We start from the raw sequence: 19,825 nt of genomic DNA, 5'->3' as shown, positions 1-19,825 counted from the left end.
CGCCTGCGCAAGGGGCGGCGCCGCGGACCTTCGTCATGCCCCGGGGTGGCCCGATGCGTCCGGCAATCACCGGGGAAGCGGTCTCCTGGGGGCATGATTGACGGATCGTCGGCCGACCGACAGCACGGACGCCCTCCCCCAGGCTCGGCTTGGCCCGGCTGGAGGAGCCCCAGGTCTGCCGCCCCGCCAACGCCCCACCGTCAGAGGAGGCAGCCTTGCGAGGATCCCCCACCGACCGCAGGCCCACCCCGCGTCCCAGACGTGCCCGTAGAGCGGCGCTCTCGGTCGCTCCCGCCGTCCTGCTCCTGCCCCTGCTGGGGGCGGCCCCGCCGGAGAGCCGGTCCTCGGCCCCCACCGGTCTGCAGGGCGCGTTCACCGCCGCGGCCGAGAAGTACGGCGTACCACGCAGTGTTCTGCTCGGCGTCTCGTATCTGCAGTCCCGTTGGGACGCGCACGGCGGCGCGCCCAGTGTGACCGGCGGCTACGGGCCCATGCATCTCACCGACGCGCGCACGGCCCTGGCCGAGGCCCCGCACCACAGCGAGGGCGACGAGGACCCACGCGGCGACGAGTCCCGCCCGCTCCCGGCACCCGAGGCGAAGCTGCCGGAACCCACCGAACTCCCGGCCCGGCTGCGGACGTTGACGCAGGCGGCCGAGCTGACCGGTCTGCCCGCGCGGAAGCTGCGCACGGACGCCGCGGCGAACGTGGCGGGCGGTGCCGCGCTGCTCGCCGCCGCACAGCGACAGCTCGGCGCGCGGCCGAGCGCCGATCCGGCCCACTGGTACGGGGCGGTGGCGCGCTTCTCGGGCGCCGACGACCGGACCACGGCTGCGGCGTACGCGAACGACGTGTTCGCGGTCATCCGCGCCGGCGCCGAACGTGTCACGGACTCCGGCCAGCGGGTAGCCCTGGCCGCCGACCCGGACCTCTCCCCCGACACCGCTCAGCTGGCGCGGGCCGGGCTGCGCACGGCCGCCGCCGGTGCCCAGTGCCCGACCACGGTGTCCTGCGAGTGGATCCCGGCGCCGTACCAGGAGTTCGGCGACAACGACTACGGCAACCACGACCTGGCCGACCGGCCGAACTCGCAGCCCATCCGGTACATCGTCGTCCATGACACCGAGGGCTACTGGGACACGACTCTCGAACTGGTCCAGGACCCGACGTACGTGTCGTGGCACTACTCGCTGCGCTCCACGGACGGGCACATCGCGCAGCACATCAAGCACAAGGACGTGGGCTGGCACGCCGGCAACTGGTACGTCAACGCGGGCTCGATCGGTCTGGAGCACGAGGGGTTCCTCACCTCGCCGGACGCCTGGTACACGGAGGCGATGTACCGGTCGTCGGCGCGGCTGGTGCGGTACCTGGCCGACAACTACGGCGTTCCGCTGGACCGGCAGCACATCCTGGGCCATGACACCGTGCCCGGTCCGACGACGGCGACGATCCCGGGGATGCACACCGACCCGGGCCCGTACTGGGACTGGCGGCACTACTTCGAGCTGCTGGGCAAGCCGCTCGGCGCGACGGCCGGCAGCGACAGCACGATGGTCACCGTCCTGCCGGACTACGCCACCAACCGGCCCGTGTTCACCGGCTGCGGCTCCGGCGGCGCGACCTGCGCGGTGCACGGATCCAGCGCCGTACGCCTCTACAGCCGGCCCGACGTGACCTCGCCGCTGGTCAAGGACATCGGGCTGCGGCCGGACGGCAGCGGCTCGACGACCGGGGTGAACGACCTCGGTTCCCGGGTCTCCACCGGGCAGCAGTACGCGGTGGCGGAGCGGCAGGGCGACTGGACGGCGATCTGGTTCCTGGGGCAGAAGGCCTGGTTCCAGAACCCGAAGGCGGAGCCGACAGCGGTCGGCGCGGCCGGACTGGTCGTGACGCCCCGGGAGGGCCTGGCGGACATCCCGGTGTACGGCCGCGCCTACCCGGAGGCGTCTGCGTACCCGGCGGGTGTGCCCGCGCAGGCGGTGTCCCCATGGCCGTACAAGCTCCTCCAGGGGCAGAAGTACGTCACCGGGGGCCTGGTGCCCAGCGAGTACTACTACGCCGTCACCTTCGACACGAGCGGGCACCGGGTCGTGGTCGGCAAGGACGCGTACTACGAGATCCAGTTCGGCCACCGGGTGGCGTTCGTGCGGGCGGCTGATGTGCGGGTGCTGCCGGCCGGGTGAGCGGCAGGTGGCCCCGGAGAGCGCGGAGAAGGGCCGAGCGCGGAGAAGGGCCGGGTCCACACCCGGCCCTTTCTCGATCCTCGACCTCTTCGATCCTCGACCTCTTCGGGCCTCGGCCCCTGCGAGCGTCGTGCGTCGTGTGCGTGCTCTCAGCCCTGCTGGAACAGTTCCGCCGGGAGCGGCTTGAGCAGCGCGTAGAGGTCGTCCGTGATGGGGCGGTCCCAGGCGGCGATGGTCACCAGGACCTTGTCGCTGCGGTCGAACTGGACGCAGGAGATCCGGGACTCGGAGAGCTTGAGGCGGCGGACGATCAGCAGGTTGTCGCCCTGCATCACCGGGATGTCCTCGGAGCCGACGACGGTGATGTCCTCCTCGTTCTCCAGCGCGATCAGCAACTGGGCCACCTCGAAGGGGATCTCGCCGTCGGAGACCTCACGGGCCGGGGAGCCCTCCGGGAGGTTACCGATGATCATCGCGGGGCCTCGGCCGCCGTAGAGGTCGTAGCGCAGGAAGACGCCCTGGCAGCTGCCGTCTGGGGCGGGCAGCAGACCGGCACCGAGATTGCCCGGCCAGTCGCCCGGGTCCATGGCCAGTACGTCGAAATCGGGCCCGGCGGGGGTGGCGCTGCGGCGGCGGAGGAAGGACATGCCGCAATGGTACGGCGTGTCGTCCGACGGCGGGGCCGAGGGAGCTTCGGGACGGGGAGCTCTTCGGGCCGGGCGTCAGCTCGCCATCTTCCTGTGCCGCTCGTGGTGGCGGGCGACGCGGGCGCGGTTGCCGCAGGACGGCTTGCACCACTCCTGGCGGGGGTGCTCCTTGAGGAAGTAGCGCACACAGCGTGGTGCGTGGCAGGCGCGCAGCCGCCGCCGTTCGGGGCTCGCGAGGAAGGCGAGGGCCGCACGGGCGAGGGCGGCGGTGAGCGCGTCCTCGCCGGCGGTGGGTTCATGGCGCACGACCGGTTCGGTGTCGGGGGCCCAGGTGAGCACCGGGACGGTCGGGGCAAGCGCGGCGGCGGCGTTCAGACGGGCCAGGGCCTCGGGGACCGGCAGCAGCCGGGGGGCGTCGGCCGGGCCTGGTTCGCCGGGGCCGACGGCGTGGGCGAAGAGGGTCCGGACGGCCGCACGCAGATCACGTACGGCGACGAGGCCGGCCTCGTCGCCGAGGGAGCCGACGCCGGGCAGGACGTCCGCGTGCCCCCGCACCCAGGCGGCGAGCCCCGCGGCGTCGGCCAGGTCGTCGGCGATCCCGCCGTCACCGTCGTGGCGAACGGTCAGGACGAGATCCAGGACGAGCCGCGCGTCCACGCTGGTCGAGTACTCCATGGACTAATGATAGGCACGACCCCATCCATTAGCGGCTCGTGGGCGTGCTTTCTCGCCCCAGCCCTGTGTCGCGGGCTGGAGGCGGCCTTCGGCAATGGGCCGCAGACCCGACAGCGGGTGATCGACGGGCGCCGGCTTCCTCGAAGCCCGCTCCTCCCCGAAAGCCGGGCCGCCTCGGCCGCGGCGGCTGGAGAGCCGGCGCCGTAGCCGCCCGCCTGGGCCTTGCCAATGCCGCCCCCACGGAGGGGTGCGCCCGATGTATCCCTCAGGTCAGGTCGAACTCACCCTCCCGGGCCCCCGACACGAAGGCGCCCCACTCGGCGGGGGTGAAGATCAGCGAGGGGCTCTCGGGGCTGCCGCTGTTGCGCATGGCGATGAAACCCTCGACAAACGCGATCTGGACATCTCCCCGTCCCTGGCTGCTCGACCGCCAGTCCGCGTTGCTGAGATCCAGTTCCGCCGGCTTGTGCCAGCCGTCGAGCGATCGCTGCTCCATGGTGCTCTCGGCCACGTCCGTGCTCCTCCCGGTTCGTCGTCCGCCCGCCAGACTAGCGATCGACCACCAGTGCCGACAGGCCACGCGAGGGGGAGGTTCAGGAGGTGGGTGGCTCGGCGCCCACGAGCCACATCGAGAAGAACTGCGATCCGCCGCCGTAGGCGTGCCCCAGCACCCGGCGGGCACCTTCGACCTGGTGTTCTCCCGCCAACCCCCGCACCTGGAGTGCCGCCTCCGCGAAACGGATCATGCCGGAGGCGCCGATCGGATTGGTGGACAGCACCCCGCCCGACATGTCGACCGGAAGATCTCCGTCCAGTTCGGTGACGCCCGACTCGGTGAGTTTCCAGCCCTCCCCCTCGTCGGCGAAACCGAGGTTCTCCAGCCACATCGGCTCGTACCAGGAGAACGGCACGTACATCTCCACCGCGTCGATCTCGCGGCGCGGGTCCGCGATCCCCGCCTGCCGGTACACGTCGGCCGCGCAGTCCCGCCCGGCACGCGGAGAGACGCTGTCCTTGCCGGCGAACAGCGTCGGTTCGCTGCGCATCGCGCCGCCGTGCATCCACGCGGCGGGCCGGGGCGCGCGGCCCGCGCCCGCCCGGTCGGTGAGCACCATCGCGACGGCCCCGTCGGAGGACGGGCAGGTCTCCGAGTAACGGATCGGGTCCCACAGCATGGGTGACGCCTGGACTTTCTCCAGGGTGATGTCGTGCTCATGGAGATGGGCGTACGGGTTCCTGAGCGCGTTGCGGCGGTTCTTGTAGGCCACCAGGGAGCCGACGGTGTCGGGGGCGCCGCTGCGCCGCATGTACGCCCGGACGTGCGGGGCGAAGAAGCCGCCCGCGCCGGCCAGCAGCGGCTGCTGGAACGGGATGGGCAGGGACAGGCCCCACATGGCGTTCGACTCGGACTGCTTCTCGAAGGCGAGGGTCAGTACGGTGCCGTGGACGCGGGCCGCGACGAGGCTCGACGCGACCAGGGCCGTGGATCCGCCGACCGAGCCCGCCGTGTGCACCCGCATCATGGGCTTGCCCACCGCGCCGAGCGCGTCGGCGAGATACAGCTCGGGCATCATGACGCCCTCGAAGAAGTCGGGCGCCTTGCCGATGACCACGGCCTCGATGTCGGCCCAGGTCAGCTCCGCGTCGTCGAGCGCCCGTCGGGCGGCCTCGCGGACCAGTCCGGCGATCGACACGTCCCGGCGCGCCGCCACATGCTTGGTCTGGCCGACGCCTACGACGGCCACGGGCTCCTTGCTCATCGTGGATCCCCTTCGAGTACGGCGACCAGGTTCTGTTGCAGACAGGGGCCCGAAGTGGCGTGCGCCAGTGCCCGATCGGACTCGCCCCGGTGGATACGGGCGGCCGCCTCCCCGATCCGGACGAGTCCGGCGGCCATCACCGGGTTGGCGGCCAGGGCCCCGCCCGACGGATTGACGCTCACGCTGTCGTCGAGTCCGAGCACCTCGCGCAGGATCACCTCCTGGGAGCTGAAGGGCGCGTGCAACTCGGCCGTGTCCACGGGCCGTTCGAACGCGCCGGCCCGTTCGGCGGCGAGGCGGGTGGACGGCGAGTCGGTCAGATCGCGTACGCCGATGCCGTGGGCCTCGATGCGGTGGTCGATGCCCCGGATCCAGGCGGGCCGCTCGCACAGTTCCCGGACCCGCTCCCCCGCCGCGAGGACCACGGCGGCGGCGCCGTCGCCGATCGGCGGACAGTCCCCGGTGCGCAGGGGCCGTACGAGATACTCGCCCTGCGGCACCGAACCCCGCAGTTGGGCATGAGAGTTGGCGGCGGCGTCCGCACGGCTGCGCGCCGCGACGGCCGCCAGTGCCGGCTCGTCCGTCGTCCCCGCGTCGATGAGCGCCTGGGCCTGGAGGGCGGCGAGGGCGACGGAGTCGGGCCACAGCGGGGCCAGGTAGTACGGGTCGAGCTGCCGGGTGAGGACGTCCCTCACGGAGCCGGGCGAGGACTTGCCGTACGAGTAGACGAGCGCGGTGTCCGCGTCCCCGGTCCGGAGTTTCACCCAGGCCTCGTAGAGCGCCCACGCCCCGTCCATCTCGACGTGCGACTCGGAGATCGGCGGCCAGGCGCCCACGCCGTCGAGGGCGAGGGTGAAGGAGAAGGCGCGGCCGGCGAGGTAGTCGCTGGAACCGGAGCAGGTGAACCCGATGTCGGCGGTCTTGAGCCCGGTCCGCTCCAGGACCTCGTGCAGCACCGGCATGAGCATCTCCACCTCGGAGAACTCGTCGCTGGTGCGGCGGTGGTCGGTCTGGGCGAACGCGACGACGGCGATGTCACGTCCGTCCGCGGCTCGGGGTGCCTCGCGCGTCACAGCAGCTCCTTGTACGTGTCGTAGTCCGCGTCGGGTTCGCCGGTGGGCCGGTAGTGGTCCGGATAGCGGGCGCCTTCCGTCCACACCGGTTCGACGCGCAGGCCCATGCGCACCTGGTCGTAGGGGATGCCGGCGATCCGGCCGTGCAGGGCGAGGCCGGCGCCGTCGAGGGCGATGTGTGCGTAGACGTAGGGGACTTGGATGTCGAGGTTCCTCGCCTTGATGTTGACGATGCAGAACGTGGTGACCGTCCCGCCGGGCCCCACCTCCACCTGTTCGGCCGTGGCCACCCCGCAGGTCGGACAGGCGCCCCTGGGCGGGACGTACACCTTCCGGCAGGACGGGCACCGTTCGCCGACGGTGCGGCGGTCGCCGAGGGCCTTGATGTAGCCGGTCTGGGCGCGGCCGGGTGAGTAGGTGTAGTCGAGGCGGGCGGGGGCGACGATCCCGGTGATCGCGTCCTCGAACTCGCCGCTGTGGCCCGCGGGTTCCCCCGGTTCACCGTCGTACGGCTCGAAGCAGGCGATGTCCGTGATGGCACCGGAGCGCTCCTCGGCCCACCGGACCCGGACCCGCATGCCGGTGTGCACGGCATCGGGGCCGGAGGCGTCGAGGGCGTGCAGCAGGGCCGTGTCGGCGCCGTCGAGCCGTACCAGCACCCAGGCGAAGGGGGTGGCGAGGGGCTGCCCGCGGCGCGGCCGGTGGTTCCAGGCCCAGGTGGTCACGGTGCCGGTCGGCGCGACCTCGACCAGTTCGCGGATCTCCTCGGCGGTGACGGGGTCGTACTCGACAGGCGGGACCAGAACCCTGCCGTCACCGGTCCGCACACCGAGGACGACGCGTTCCCGCAGCCCGGTGAGAAACGCGCTCTGCACGGGCCCGACGGACCGGGTGAAGGGAAACTCGACGGTGAGGGGGGCTTTGAGTATCGCGGACACAGTGGGTTGTCTCCTTCGTATCGGGGCACGCACACGCGCCCGTCCTTCAGGGGCGCGGGGAATTGCGCGACCAGCCACGACCGACCGGTCCCGCAGCCGAACACGACCGGTCTCCCCCGACACAAGGCCTACGCCCGTTTGTAAACAGGCGGCCGCTTCTCGGCGAAGGCACGGGCCCCTTCCTTCGCGTCGGCCGTGTCGAAGACCGGCCACCCCCGCTTCAACTCGGCGGCCAGCCCCTCCGCTTCGGTCATCTCGGCCGTCTCGTACACGGACGCCTTCACGGCCTCCACCGCGAGCGGCCCACAGCCGTTGATCCGCTCGGCGATCTCCAACGCCTTCGTCAGGGCCGTGCCGTCGGGCACGACCTGCCCGATCAGCCCGACCCCGGCGGCCTCGGACGCGGAGTACGGCCGCCCGGTGAGCAGCATCTCCAGCGCGTGGGTGCGCGGTATCTGCCGCTGGAGACGGACCGTGGACCCGCCGATCGGGAAGAGGCCCCGCCGCACCTCGAAGAGCCCGAACGTCGCCGACTCCCCCGCGACGCGGATGTCCGTGCCCTGGAGGATCTCGGTGCCGCCGGCGACGCAGTGGCCCTCGACCGCGGCGATGACGGGTTTGCGCGGCCGGTGGTGACGGAGCATCGCCTTCCAGTGCAGGTCCGGGTCGGCCTTGAGCCGCTCGCGGTACTGCTGCCCCTCCATGCCCTCGCCCGCGAGGGCCTTGAGGTCCATTCCGGCGCAGAAGGCGCCGCCGGCTCCCGTGAGGACGATCGAGCGGACCGCGTCGTCCTCGTCGGCCTCGACCCACCCGTCGTACAGGCCGACGAGCATCGGCAGTGAGAGCGCGTTCTTGGCCTCGGGCCTGTTGAGCGTGAGCACCAGTGTGGCGCCTTCGCGCCGCACGGTGAGGTGTTCTGTGCCGCCCATCCGGTGTCCTCCGTCCACAGGAAACGAGAACAGGTTGCAGGAGGCGGGTCGGCACTTCAAGGGTTTTCTGACAGACAGTCAGATTTCTGTGCGGAGACTCTTCACAGTTGTGCCGCCCTTTGCTCTGATGACCGGCAACCGAGGGGCAGCGAGGTCAGGAGGAGCGCGGTGGAGTACAACCTTGCCGACCTGTTCGAGTCGGTGGTCGACGTGGCCCCCGACCGCGCGGCGCTCGCGTACCTCGACATCCCCGGTACGGGCGCGGACCGCCGGCTCACCTATGCGGAGCTGGACGCGGCGGCGAACCGGATCGGTCACCATCTGCTCGACAACGGCATCGAGCCCGGTGAGCACGTGGGGCTGCACCTCTACAACGGCGTCGAGTACTTACAGACCGCGCTCGGCTGCCTGAAGGCGCGGATCGTGCCCGTCAACGTCAACTATCGCTACGTCGAGGAGGAGTTGGTCTACCTCTACCGGGACGCGGATCTGGTGGGCCTGGTCTTCGACGCGGAGTTCACCGAGCGGGTGGCGAAGGCGCGGCCCCGGACGGAGAAGCTGCGGCATCTGGTGCGGGTGGGCTCCCCCGCGTCGGACGCGCCCGCGCTCCAGGTCGCCGGCTTCACCGAGGCGGAGGCTTCCGCGTCGCCCGAGCGGGGCTTTCCGGCACGTTCGGGCGACGACCAGTTCATCATCTACACCGGCGGCACTACGGGCATGCCGAAAGGTGTGATGTGGCGTCAGGAGGACCTGTTCTTCTCGGGGTTGGGCGGAGGCGCGCCGACCGGTGAGCCGGTGAACGCACCGGAGGAGCTGGCCGAGCGAGTCGCCGCCGGGGGTGACGGGATCACGTTCTTCCCCACCGCCCCGCTGATGCACGGCACCTCCACGCTCACGGCGTTCATCGGGTTCAACTTCGGCCAACGGGTCGTGATCCACCGCAAGTTCGTGCCCGAGGAGGCCCTGCGGACCATCGAGCGGGAGAAGGTCACCAGTGTGTCGCTGGTGGGCGACGCGATGCTGCGCCCGCTCATCGACGCGCTGAACGGCCCGATGAAGGGCACCGACTGCTCGTCCCTGTTCAGCGTGTCGTCCTCGGGCGCGATCATGTCGGAGACGGTCCGGCGGCAGTTCCAGGCTCTGGTGCCGCACGCGATGCTGCTGAACAACTTCGGGTCGTCGGAGTCCGGTTTCAACGGCACGGCGACCGAGGACTCGGGCGCGGGTGACGGTTTCCGCATCCGGGTCCACTCCCATACGCAGGTCGTGGATCCGGCGACGTACGAGCCCGTCCCGGTCGGTGTGCCGGGCCGGGTCGCCCAGCGTGGCCATGTGCCCCTCGGCTACTACAACGACCCGAGGAAGACCGCCGAGACGTTCTTCGAGCGGGACGGCGAGCGCTGGGTGCTCCTCGGCGACATGGCGACCATCGACGAGGAGGGTGTCGTCACGGTCCTCGGCCGGGGGTCGCAGTGCATCAACACCGGGGGCGAGAAGGTGTACCCGGAGGAGGTGGAGCAGGCCCTGAAGGCCCACCCCGACGTGTACGACGCGCTGGTCGCCGGGGTGCCGGACGCCCGCTGGGGCAACCACGTCGCGGCCGTGGTGCAGCTCCGCGAGGGCGCCGCCCGCCTCTCCCTGGAGGACGTCCAGGCCCACTGCCGCACCCGCCTCGCCGGCTACAAGATCCCCCGCCAACTGGTACTCACCGACACCGTCCAGCGCTCCCCCAGTGGCAAGGCGGACTACCGCTGGGCACGGTCGGTGGCGTCGGCGGCGGACGGCCGGGTCCGCCCGGGAGCCTGATCGGGCTCCTGGGAGGGAAGCCGGCTCGCGCCCGGTGCGGGGTTCGGGTGCGGGGTTCGGGTGCGGGGCGCGGGCGCGGGCGCGGGCGCGGGCGCGGCTCAGGGTTCGGTGAGGAAGGCCATGACGTGCCGTACGAACCATTCCGGGTCGTCGAGCCAGGGAAAGTGGCCGCCGCCGGGCTGGACCGTGAACCGCGCGCCGGGGAGCAGTTCGGCCGTACGGCGGGCGAGGTCGGGGGTGGGGCCGGTGTCGAGTTCGCCCGCGAACACGAGGGCCGGGGCCGGCAGGCCGGTAAGCGCGGCCCGGGTCGCGGGAGGGTCGTAGGCGCCTGTGGACCCGTAGAGGGCGGACGCCTCCTCGTTGGTCTGGTCCTCCTCGGCGGCCATGTGGGCACGGGCGGTGTCGTCCCAACGGCCGTAGAAGAAGGGCATCATGGCGTCGTCGAAGGGGCCCCGGCCGGTCCAGGCGGCCTCGAAGGCCGGGTACGCCTCCTCGAACCACGGCTCGTCCGCGCGGATGCGGGCGGCGGACAGGCGGTCCTCGACGGTCACCGGCAGGCCCACCGCCCAGGGGGTGGCCGTGATCAGCGCCAGCCGGGACACCCGCTCGGGGTGCCGGGCCGCGTAGAGAAGCGCCAGGTTGCCGCCCGCCGAGTGCGCGAGGAGGTCCATGCGCTCCAGGCCGAGGTGCGCGCGAAGTGCCTCCACGTCGTCGACCTGCCGGTCGCACCGGTACGTCGCCGGGTCGGCGGGGATCGCGGAGTCACCCGTGCCACGCAGGTCGAGCAGGATGAGGCGCCGGTGGGTGGTCAGCCCGCCCAGGTCGCCCAGATAGGCGGAGGCGCGCATGGCGCCGCCGGGGAGGACGACCAGTGGGTCGCCCTCGCCGCGCAGGTGGTAAGCGAGTTCGGTCCCGTCGCGTGCGGTGAAGGTCGGCATGGTGTCGATCTTCGCGTCGCGCCGCGCCCACCGCAACGCGGTTCTCACGCGCGGGCCAGCGGGAGGGCCAGGTCAGGTCAGGTCAGGTCATCGCGAAACGGTCCCGCAGCTCCCGCTTGAGGATCTTGCCGCTCGCGTTGCGCGGCAGTTCGTCCACGAACAGCACCCTCTTCGGCGCCTTGAAGTGGGGGAGCCGCTCGCGGGCGTGGGCGACGAGTTCGTCCTCCGTGACCTCGCCGCGAGGGACGACGACCGCCGTCACGGCCTCGATCCAGTGGTCGTCGGGCAGGGCGATCACCGCGACGTCGGCGACCCGGTCATGGGTGTGGAGCGCGTCCTCGACCTGACGTGAGGCGATCAGTACACCACCGGAGTTGATGACGTCCTTCACCCGGTCGACCACGGTGAAGAACCCGTCGGCGTCACGCACGGCGAGGTCCCCGGAGTGGAACCAGCCGTCACGGAAGGCCTCCGCGGTCTCCTCAGGCTTCTCCCAGTAGCCCTCGCAGAGTTGCGGCGACCGGTAGACGATCTCGCCGGGGGTGCCGTCGGGCACGTCCTCGCCCTTCTCGTCGACGACCCTGGCCTCGACGAACATGACCGGTCGTCCGCAGGAGTCCATGCGGCCCTTGTGCTCGTACGGGCCGAGGACCATGGACAGGGGGCCGATCTCGCTCTGGCCGAAGCAGTTGTGGAAGGCCAGCTTGGGCAACCGCTCCTTGAGCCGTTCCAGGACGGGCACCGGCATGATCGACGCCCCGTAGTACGCCTTTCGGAGGCCGCTGAGGTCACGGGTGTCGAAATCGGGGCGGTCGGCGAACGCGATCCACACCGTGGGCGGGGCGAACAGACTGTCCGCGCGGCCCTCTTCGACGAGGTCGAGGATCCGGTCGCCGTCGGGTGCCTCCAGGATCGTGTTCGTGGCGCCGACCGCGAGGTACGGCACGAGGAACACGTGCATCTGCGCGGAGTGGTAGAGCGGGAGGGAGTGCACGGGCAGGTCGCCCGCCTGGAGGTCGAGGGCGGTGATCGCGCTGAGGTACTCGTGCACCAGCGCGCGGTGCGTCATCATCGCGCCCTTGGGGAGCGCCGTCGTCCCCGAGGTGTAGAGGAGTTGGACGAGATCCTCGGCGCGGGGCTCCTCACCGTCGTACGGCTCCGTGGCGGCCAGCCGTGCGAGGAGCGAGTCGTCCGCGTCGCGCAGCGGAAGGGTGCGGGTGCCGTCCGGGAGGTTCCCGGCGAGGTCCGGGTCGGTGAGGACGAGGGTGCTGCCTGACTGGTCGAGGAGGTACGACAGGTCGGCACCGGTGAGGTGCTGGTTGACCGGCACATGGACCAGGCCGGCGCGGGCGGCTGCCAGGAAGGCGACGAGGTAGGCGTCCGAGTTGTGGCCGTAGGCGGCGACCCGGTCCCCCGGCCGGAGCCCGGTGTCGCGCAGCGCGCGGGCGGCTCGGGAGACCGCGTCGTCCAGTTCGGCGTAGGTCCAGGACCGTTCGCCGTAGTGGATCGCGACGCGGGCGGGCGTCCGTCGGGCGCTGCGCCGCAACGTCCCGTCGACCGTCACGCTGCGACCAGCCGTCATGTCGTCCGCTCCTCAGTCCGTTCTGACGCGATCCTCGGTCCGTCGCGCGAGCGAGGTCAAGCACACCACCCGCATGGCCGGAATCCGGCACGCATGGCGTGAAGTGGCTCAACTCCGACCCTGGGGCGCGAGTCAACCAGAGGGAAGATCCATCACACACATGGACTACGCACATCTGTGTCGACACGCTCAACCGTCCCTTCCCCGATGATGTTGGGAGGCTCCATGCGCACCCGTCTGAGACAGCTCGTGGTCTCGGTCGTCGCCCTGTTCACCGCCTCGGCCGTACTGCCGTCGGCCACCGCCGCCGCCGACGGCGAGCGGGCTGGTAGGCAAGGCCCGTCCCACGGTGGTTTGTCCGCCGTGATCCGCTATACCGAGTACGGCGTTCCGCACATCGTCGGCAAGGACTACGCGAACCTCGGCTTCGGCACCGGGTGGGCGCAGGCCGCCGACCAGGTGTGTGTGCTCGCCGACGGGTTCGTGACCGTGAAGGGCGAGCGCTCCCGCCACTTCGGGCCGGACGCGGCACCCGACTTCTCGCTCTCCTCCGCCACCAGGAACCTCACCAGCGACCTCTACTTCCGGGGTGTCCGGGAGGCGGGCACGGTGAAGCGGCTGCTCGACCAGCCGGTGCCGCTCGGGCCGAGCCGTGAGGTCAAGGAGCTGATGAGGGGCTGGGCGGCCGGGTACAACGCGTGGCTGAGGAAGAACCGGATCACCGACCCCGCCTGCCGGGGTGCCGCCTGGGTGCGCCCGGTCACCACGCTCGACGTGTTCTCCCGCGCGTACGCCCTCGCCGTGCTGGGCGGTGAGGGGAGGCTGGTGGACGCGATCACCACGGCCCGGCCGCCCGCCTCCGGTGCCCCGGCCGGTACGGCGGCCGCACCGGATCCGAGGACCGCCGCCCGGGCCGCGAGCGAGCTGTTCTCCGCCGCGAACGCGGACATGGGGTCGAACGCGGTCGCCTTCGGCGGTGACACCACGGCGAACGGCCGCGGTCTGCTGCTGGGCAACCCACACTACCCGTGGGCGGGCGGGCGCCGCTTCTGGCAGGCGCAGCAGACGATCCCCGGGGAACTGAACGTCTCGGGCGGCGCGCTGCTCGGTTCACCGATCACCCAGATCGGGTTCAACGCCAAGGTCGCCTGGAGCCATACGGTCGCCACCGGCGTCCCCATGAACATCCATCAGCTCACGCTGGACCCGGCCGACCCGACGGCGTATCTCGTGGACGGCGAGCCGGAGCGGATGACCGAGCGCACCGTGACCGTCGGGGTGAAGGACGGCGCCCCGGTCACCCGCACCCAGTGGTGGACGCGGTACGGCCCGGTCGTCACCTCGCTCGGCGCCGACCTCCCCCTGCCCTGGACGGCCGGTACCGCGTACGCCCTCAACGACCTCAACGCGGTGAACATGCGCTTCGCCGACACCTCGCTGGGCTTCGCCAAGGCGCGCGGCACGGCGGACGTCCTCAAGACGCTCGCCCGGCACCAGGGGCTGCCCTGGGTGAACACCGTCGCGGCCGACTCCGCCGGGCACACCCTGTTCACGCAGTCGCAGACTCTTCCCCGGATCACCGACGACCTGGCGGCCCGCTGCTCCACACCGCTGGGCAGGGCCACGTATCCGGCGGCGGGCGTGGCGGTCCTCGACGGCTCACGCGGTGACTGCGCGCTCGGCAGCGACACCGACGCCGTGCAGCCGGGGATCTTCGGCCCCGCGAGGATGCCGACGCTGAAGGACGCGCCGTACGCGGAGAACTCCAACGACAGTGCGTGGCTGGCCAACGCCGACCAGCCGCTGACCGGGTACGAGCGGGTCTTCGGCACCGTCGGGACCCAGCGGTCGATGCGGACCCGGGGCGCGGTCGAGGACGTGGCGGCGATGGCGGACAGAGGCGGTCTGACCGTGCGGGACCTCCAGCGGCAGCAGTTCGCGAACCGCGTGCCGGCGGCCGACCTCGCTGTCGAGGACGTGGCTCGGGCGTGCGCCGCTCTGCCGGGCGGTACGGCGACCGGCAGTGACGGCAAGGCCGTCGAGGTGGCGGAGGCGTGCGGTGTGTTCGCGGCGTGGGACCGGACCATGGACACCGCCAGTCGGGGCGCGCTGCTCTTCGACCGGTTCTGGCGGCGGCTGAACGCCGTGGTGCCGCGTGCGGAGTTCTGGAAGGTGCCGTTCTCGGCGGCGGACCCGGTCCACACCCCGCACACCCTCAACACCGACGCGCCCGGCTTCGCCACGGCCCTCGCCGACACGGTGACGGAGTTGCGGGCGGCAGGCACGGCGCTGGACGCCAAGCTCGGCGACCACCAGTTCGTCGTACGCGACGGGCAACGCGTCCCGGTGTCCGGCGGCACGGAGTCACTGGGCGTGTGGAACAAGATCGAGGCGCCGTGGCGACCGGCCGCGGGCGGCTACCCGGAGGTCTCGATGGGATCCAGCCATGTCCAGGCGGTCGGCTGGGACGGCAGCCGCTGCCCGGTGGCCCGCACACTGCTGACGTACTCACAGTCCTCCAACCCCGACTCGCCGCACTACGCGGACCAGACCCGGCTGTTCTCGGCGGAGAGGTGGGTGACGTCCCGCTTCTGTGAGAAGGACATCCTGTCCTCGCCGCAGCTGAGGGTGGTCCACGTGCGCGATTGAGCCAGAGGTGGTGGTGCCGCCCCCTCCGGGGCGGCACCATGCCCATGGCATATCACTCGTTCCCCCTTGAGGAGGCCGCCGCGCGATGGCACAGGACTCGTTACGTCCCGAGACGGACACGACCGCCGAGATCGACACGACGGTGCCGCGCTCGGCCCGTATCTGGAACTACTGGCTGGGCGGCAAGGACAACTACCCGGTCGACCACGCGGCGGGCGACGCCTTCCGCGCGGTGTTCCCCGGTATCACCGACCTCGCCCGCGACTCCCGGGCCTTCCTCGGCCGGGCCGTCACCTTCCTCGCCGGTGAGGCGGGGATACGCCAGTTCCTCGACATCGGCACCGGTCTGCCGACGGCGGACAACACTCACGAGATCGCCCAACGGGTGGCACCGGACGCGCGGGTCGTCTACGTGGACAACGACCCGCTGGTCCTGACCCATGCGCGGGCCCTGCTCACCAGCACGGTCGAGGGCGCGACCGACTACATCGACTCCGACCTGCACGACCCCGAGACCGTTCTGCGGGAGGCGGCGAGGACGCTGGACCTCTCCCGGCCGGTCGCGCTGACGATGATGCAGGTGAGCGGACACATCGCCGACCACGCGCAGGCGCGCTCGATCATCGGCGCACTGATGGCCGCCCTGCCGTCGGGGAGCTACTTCGCGTTCAACGACAGCGTCGACACCAACGCGGCCAACGCCGAGGCCACCCGGCGCTACAACGAGAGCGGCGCGGTCCCCTACCACCTGCGCGCTCCGGCCGAACTCGTCCGGTTCTTCGACGGCTTGGAGCTGCTGGCGCCGGGGGTCGTGCCCCTGAACGACTGGCGCCCCGACCCGGACGGTGCCGACCGGTCGGGCGATGTGATCGCGGTGGGCGGGGTCGCGCGCAAGCCCTGAGGTCTGCGCGCGGCGGAGAACCACATCAGTGCGAGGTCCGCGGCGGACGCCTCAGACGGTCTTCGGCCGGCCCTCCCAGTACGGCTCCCGTAGCCGGCGCTTGTAGAGCTTGCCGTTCGGGTCGCGGGGCATCGCCTCGGTGAAGTCGACGCTCCTCGGGCGCTTGTACCCGGCTAGTCGGCGGGCGCAGTGGGCGAGGATCTCCTCGGCCAACGCCGGTCCCGGCGTGAATCCGGGGGCCGGTTCGACCACGGCCTTGACCTCCTCGCCCCAGTCGTCGTGCGGGATGCCGAAGGCGGCGGCGTCGGCGACGGCGGCGTGGGTGAGCAGGGCGGCCTCGATCTCGGCGGGGTAGATGTTGACGCCGCCGGAGATGATCAGGTCGATCTTGCGGTCCCGGAGGAAGAGATAGCCGTCCTCGTCGATGAGGCCGAGGTCGCCGACGGTGAAGAAGTCGCCGATGCGGTTCTTGCGCGTCTTGCCCTCGTCCTTGTGGTACGAGAAGCCACCGGTGCTCATCTTCATGTAAACGGTGCCGAGTTGGCCGGGCGGCAGCCGGTTGCCGTCGTCGTCGAAGACCGCGAGTTCGCTGATGGGCCAGGCCTTGCCGACCGTGCCGGGCTTCTTCAGCCAGTCCTCGGCGGTGGCGAAGGCGCCACCGCCCTCACTGGCCGCGTAGTACTCCTCGACGCATTCGCCCCACCACTCGATCATGGCCCGTTTGACGTGGTCGGGGCAGGGCGCGGCCCCGTGTATGGCGTGCCGCATGGACGACACGTCGTAGCGGGCGCGCACCTCCCCGGGAAGCGCGAGGAGCCGGTGGAACTGGGTGGGCACCATGTGGGTGTGCGTGCAGCGGTGGGCGTCGATGACGCGGAGCATCTCCTCCGGCGTCCACTTGTCCATGAGGACGAGCCGGTGCCCGATGTGCAGGGACGCCCCGGCGAACTGCAGGACTGCCGTGTGGTACAGCGGCGAGCACACCAGGTGGACGTTGTCGTCGAACGGCCTGATGCCGAAGATGCCCAGGAAGCCGCCGAGGTAGGACTCCTCGGGCAGCTTGCCGGGCAGGGGGCGGCGGATGCCCCGGGGGCGGCCGGTGGTGCCCGAGGTGTAGTTCATGACCCAGCCGAGGGTGCGGTCGTCCGGAGCCGACCCGGGCTGCCCGTCGAGGAGTTCGGCGTACGGGCGGAAGCCGTCGACCGGGCCGACCGCGTACCGGTGGCTGCCGGGCAGTTCGGCCTCGTCGGCGGCGTGGCGTGCGGCGTCGGCGAACCGCTGGTGGGCGATGAGGACCTTGGCGCCGGAGTCGGAGACGATCCAGGCGATCTCGGGGCCGACGAGATGGTGGTTGACGGGAACGAGGTAGAAGCCGGCCTGGGTGGCGGCGAGATAGGCGGTGAGGAACTCGACGCCGTTGGGCAGGACGACCGCGAAGGCGTCGCCGCGTCCCAGTCCGGCCGCGCGCAGCCCGTGCACCAGCCGGTTGGCCTCGACGTGCAGACGTCCCGCGGTCCATTCCTCTCCGTCGGGGGCGATGAGCACCGTACGGTCGGGGTCGGCGGTGGCCTGCGCCCAGAAGCCCTGCGGGGGTTGGGTCTGGGGGGCTTGGCTCTGGGGGGCTTGGCTCTGGGGGGCTTGGCTCACTGTCCCTCGCTCCTTCCGGCGATCCGGTTGACACGCTCCACGGCCTGCTCGAAGCCTCGGGTGAGGTCGTCGAAGACGGCCTGGACGCTGCGTTCGCTGTTCATCCGGCCGACGATCTGCCCGACCGGCGTGCCGAGCAGCGGCTCCACCTCGTACTTCTGGATGCGCGAGACCGCCTCGGCGACGAGCAGCCCTTGCAGGGGCATGGGGAGGGCACCGGGCCCGGCGGAGTCGTCCCAGGCGTCGGTCCATTCGGTACGGAGCTGGCGTGCGGGTTTGCCGGTGAGGGCGCGGGAGCGGACGGTGTCGCCGGAGCCGGCGGCGAGCAGCTTCTCGATCAGCCGGGGCGAGGGCAGTTCGGCCTCGGTGGTGGTCAGCCAGAGGGAGCCGAGCCAGACGCCCTGGGCGCCGAGCGCGAGGGCGGCGGCCACCTGCCGTCCGCTGCCGATTCCTCCGGCGGCGAGGACGGGCAACGGATCGACGGCGTCGACGACTTCGGGGGTGAGCACCATGGAGGCGATCTCGCCGGTGTGGCCGCCTGCCTCATAACCCTGGGCGACGACGATGTCTATGCCCGCCTGGGCGTGCTTGCGGGCGTGCCGGGCACTTCCCGCGAGCGCCGCGACGAGCACGTCCTGCTCGTGGGCGCGGTCGATGACGTCGGCCGGTGGCGAGCCGAGCGCGTTGGCGAGCAGCCGGATCGGGTAGTCGAAGGCGACGTCGAGCTGGGTGCGGGCGACCTGTTCCATCCAGCCGGTGATGCGCCAGCCGGAGGCCTCCCCCTCGGCGAGTTCGGGCACACCGTACCGGGCGAGGGTGTCCTTGACGAACTGCCGGTGGCTCTCGGGGATCATCGCCTCGACATCGGCCTCGCTCAGTGTCTGGTTCTTCGGGCCTTCCACCTTCTTGGCCGGCATCACCACGTCCAGTCCGTACGGCTTGCCGTCGACGTGGGCCTCGATCCAGTCCAGGTCGCGCTTGAGGTCGTCGGGGGCCGTGTAGCGGACCGCGCCGAGCACGCCGAAGCCGCCGGCCCGGCTGATGGCAGCCGCGACCGCGGGGAACGGCGTGAAGCCGAAGACGGCGTACTGGACTCCGAGTTTGTTGCTCAGCTCCGTCTGCATGGAGCGCAGGATGCCGTAGTCCTCCGGACGAGGGAAGGGGTATTCTGATGTACCGTCAGTTTTTGCCGAGGGCTCACCCCGCGAGGTGTGCCGGCGTGTTCGACGGGGGGTGGGTGGGGCAGAGCCGTCGCCGGTTCGGTGGGCGGGTACTGGCACCGGGCGGGGGTCTTGCCAGTCCGGGGCGAGACCGCCGGAGACGGCGGGCCGCAGCGGAGCCGGCTGGACAAGCAGGCTTCTCCCGAGAGCCCGGAGTGGACTGTGCGGATCCGCGGTAACCCGCTGCTGTCCATACGTACTTCTCCCCATGGCCCGGATGCCCGGGCCGCGCCATGATCGGTCACCGAGGGACCAACGACCTGCGGTCCGCCGATCAAGGGGGTAAACCACATATGTTCCGAAGAACAGCGGCCGGAAGAGCTGTGCCTGGCGCCACGCCGTCACATCGCCGTCGCGGCGGTGCGGTACTCGCCGGTGCACTCGCCGCCACCGGTTGCCTCAGCGTCCTCGCGCCAACCGCGACCGCTGCGGAGCAGCACGGGGGCGCGACGCACTGCGTCACCGTGCTGAACGGAGTTGAGCACGGCGAGCAGGAGTCGACGGTCCGCTCGCGTGCCTGCTTCACGGGACATGACGCGGGCGACCGTGCCGAGCGAGCGGCACCGTCCGCCGCCACCCAACTCATGATCTGGTCCGAGCACCGCGACTGGGGCGGTGTGTACGACCGCATCTACGGCTACGACGGCCCGTGCGACTCCGCCGGCTACACCTTCGACCCGAGTACGTGGTGGTCGAACAACCTGACGTCGTTCCAGGTGATGGGCGGTTGCACCAAGTCCTTCATGAGCGGTCCGCGCGGCAACGACTCCTTCACCGGAGACGTTCGGTACGTCGGCGACACGCTCAACGACGCCGTCACCCATGTCAAGGTCTGGCGCGGCTGAGGCCGCTCTCGTCAACCAGCGGAAAAGGT

General features: G+C 71.4%; 16 protein-coding genes. 5 read left to right on the top strand and 11 right to left on the bottom strand.

All coding sequences use genetic code 11. The annotated features are described in order from the left end of the window. Positions 1-215 precede the first annotated feature (215 nt). Positions 216-2,186: an N-acetylmuramoyl-L-alanine amidase gene (locus ACFY9I_RS38115; RefSeq protein WP_391010808.1), complete on the top strand. Its 1,971-nt coding sequence runs from the start codon at positions 216-218 to the stop codon at positions 2,184-2,186. A gap of 149 nt (positions 2,187-2,335) precedes the next feature. Here the strand turns inward: ACFY9I_RS38115 and ACFY9I_RS38110 are convergent, their stop codons facing one another. From ACFY9I_RS38110 to ACFY9I_RS38080, 7 genes are all read right to left on the bottom strand, one after another. Next, a complete protein-coding gene (locus ACFY9I_RS38110; RefSeq protein WP_391010805.1) occupies positions 2,336-2,833 on the bottom strand; it encodes a hypothetical protein in 498 nt (165 codons plus the stop codon). Positions 2,834-2,908: 75 nt separating this feature from the next. After that, positions 2,909-3,508, bottom strand: coding sequence for an ABATE domain-containing protein (locus tag ACFY9I_RS38105; RefSeq protein ID WP_391010802.1), 600 nt, complete (start codon positions 3,506-3,508; stop codon positions 2,909-2,911). 265 nt (positions 3,509-3,773) lie between these two features. Next, a complete protein-coding gene (locus ACFY9I_RS38100; protein ID WP_338899985.1) occupies positions 3,774-4,019 on the bottom strand; it encodes a DUF397 domain-containing protein in 246 nt (81 codons plus the stop codon). An 82-nt stretch (positions 4,020-4,101) separates the two neighbouring features. Beyond that, a complete protein-coding gene (locus tag ACFY9I_RS38095) occupies positions 4,102-5,268 on the bottom strand; it encodes a thiolase domain-containing protein (protein WP_391010799.1) in 1,167 nt (388 codons plus the stop codon). Beyond that, entirely contained in the window at positions 5,265-6,341 is a 1,077-nt protein-coding gene (locus ACFY9I_RS38090) for a thiolase domain-containing protein (RefSeq protein WP_391010796.1), read from the bottom strand. Before ACFY9I_RS38090 ends, ACFY9I_RS38095 begins: the two co-directional genes overlap by 4 nt. Then, positions 6,338-7,279, bottom strand: a complete 942-nt coding sequence (locus tag ACFY9I_RS38085; RefSeq protein ID WP_391010794.1) for an OB-fold domain-containing protein — start codon at positions 7,277-7,279, stop codon at positions 6,338-6,340. The genes ACFY9I_RS38090 and ACFY9I_RS38085 overlap by 4 nt, the downstream gene beginning before the upstream one ends. Positions 7,280-7,407: 128 nt before the next feature. Beyond that, entirely contained in the window at positions 7,408-8,208 is an 801-nt protein-coding gene (locus tag ACFY9I_RS38080; RefSeq protein WP_391010791.1) for a crotonase/enoyl-CoA hydratase family protein, read from the bottom strand. A gap of 168 nt (positions 8,209-8,376) precedes the next feature. Between ACFY9I_RS38080 and ACFY9I_RS38075 the strand changes: the two genes are divergently transcribed. Continuing rightward, entirely contained in the window at positions 8,377-10,014 is a 1,638-nt protein-coding gene (locus tag ACFY9I_RS38075) for an AMP-binding protein (protein ID WP_391010788.1), read from the top strand. A 98-nt stretch (positions 10,015-10,112) separates the two neighbouring features. Here the strand turns inward: ACFY9I_RS38075 and ACFY9I_RS38070 are convergent, their stop codons facing one another. Then, positions 10,113-10,952 (bottom strand): alpha/beta fold hydrolase, encoded by an 840-nt coding sequence (locus tag ACFY9I_RS38070; protein WP_391010785.1) that lies wholly within the window; start codon positions 10,950-10,952, stop codon positions 10,113-10,115. Positions 10,953-11,034: 82 nt separating this feature from the next. Then, on the bottom strand, positions 11,035-12,534 hold the full coding sequence (locus ACFY9I_RS38065) for a fatty acyl-CoA synthetase (RefSeq protein ID WP_391010782.1): 1,500 nt from the start codon (positions 12,532-12,534) through the stop codon (positions 11,035-11,037). 225 nt (positions 12,535-12,759) lie between these two features. Between ACFY9I_RS38065 and ACFY9I_RS38060 the strand changes: the two genes are divergently transcribed. Together ACFY9I_RS38060 and ACFY9I_RS38055 are read left to right on the top strand one after the other, a co-directional pair. Continuing rightward, complete coding sequence (locus ACFY9I_RS38060; RefSeq protein WP_391010779.1) at positions 12,760-15,183, top strand: penicillin acylase family protein; 2,424 nt, start codon at positions 12,760-12,762, stop codon at positions 15,181-15,183. An 85-nt stretch (positions 15,184-15,268) separates the two neighbouring features. Beyond that, a complete protein-coding gene (locus ACFY9I_RS38055; RefSeq protein WP_391010776.1) occupies positions 15,269-16,084 on the top strand; it encodes an SAM-dependent methyltransferase in 816 nt (271 codons plus the stop codon). A 51-nt stretch (positions 16,085-16,135) separates the two neighbouring features. Here ACFY9I_RS38055 and ACFY9I_RS38050 read toward each other — a convergent pair whose 3' ends face one another. After that, positions 16,136-17,731 carry an AMP-binding protein gene (locus ACFY9I_RS38050; RefSeq protein ID WP_391010773.1) on the bottom strand — a complete coding sequence of 532 codons (1,596 nt, stop codon included), beginning with the start codon at positions 17,729-17,731 and terminating at the stop codon, positions 16,136-16,138. Beyond that, entirely contained in the window at positions 17,728-18,855 is a 1,128-nt protein-coding gene (locus ACFY9I_RS38045) for a nitronate monooxygenase (RefSeq protein WP_391010770.1), read from the bottom strand. The genes ACFY9I_RS38050 and ACFY9I_RS38045 overlap by 4 nt, the downstream gene beginning before the upstream one ends. Positions 18,856-19,415: 560 nt before the next feature. Between ACFY9I_RS38045 and ACFY9I_RS38040 the strand changes: the two genes are divergently transcribed. Next, complete coding sequence (locus ACFY9I_RS38040) at positions 19,416-19,796, top strand: hypothetical protein (protein ID WP_391010767.1); 381 nt, start codon at positions 19,416-19,418, stop codon at positions 19,794-19,796. Positions 19,797-19,825 lie beyond the last annotated feature (29 nt).

The organism is Streptomyces sp. NPDC012510, assembly GCF_042955065.1.
In the GTDB taxonomy this organism is placed as follows: domain Bacteria; phylum Actinomycetota; class Actinomycetes; order Streptomycetales; family Streptomycetaceae; genus Streptomyces.
This window is presented reverse-complemented; position numbering and strand designations above follow the sequence as displayed.

What these genes read in the sequence shown, in the direction of transcription:
- ACFY9I_RS38110 (WP_391010805.1), bottom strand. Translation starts at nt 2,833, where the DNA reads ATGTCCTTCCTCCGCCGCCGCAGCGCCACCCCCGCCGGGCCCGATTTC.
- ACFY9I_RS38105 (WP_391010802.1), bottom strand. Translation starts at nt 3,508, where the DNA reads ATGGAGTACTCGACCAGCGTGGACGCGCGGCTCGTCCTGGATCTCGTC.
- ACFY9I_RS38095 (WP_391010799.1), bottom strand. Translation starts at nt 5,268, where the DNA reads ATGAGCAAGGAGCCCGTGGCCGTCGTAGGCGTCGGCCAGACCAAGCAT.
- ACFY9I_RS38080 (WP_391010791.1), bottom strand. Translation starts at nt 8,208, where the DNA reads ATGGGCGGCACAGAACACCTCACCGTGCGGCGCGAAGGCGCCACACTG.
- ACFY9I_RS38070 (WP_391010785.1), bottom strand. Translation starts at nt 10,952, where the DNA reads ATGCCGACCTTCACCGCACGCGACGGGACCGAACTCGCTTACCACCTG.
- ACFY9I_RS38065 (WP_391010782.1), bottom strand. Translation starts at nt 12,534, where the DNA reads ATGACGGCTGGTCGCAGCGTGACGGTCGACGGGACGTTGCGGCGCAGC.
- ACFY9I_RS38060 (WP_391010779.1), top strand. Translation starts at nt 12,760, where the DNA reads ATGCGCACCCGTCTGAGACAGCTCGTGGTCTCGGTCGTCGCCCTGTTC.
- ACFY9I_RS38055 (WP_391010776.1), top strand. Translation starts at nt 15,269, where the DNA reads ATGGCACAGGACTCGTTACGTCCCGAGACGGACACGACCGCCGAGATC.
- ACFY9I_RS38045 (WP_391010770.1), bottom strand. Translation starts at nt 18,855, where the DNA reads ATGCAGACGGAGCTGAGCAACAAACTCGGAGTCCAGTACGCCGTCTTC.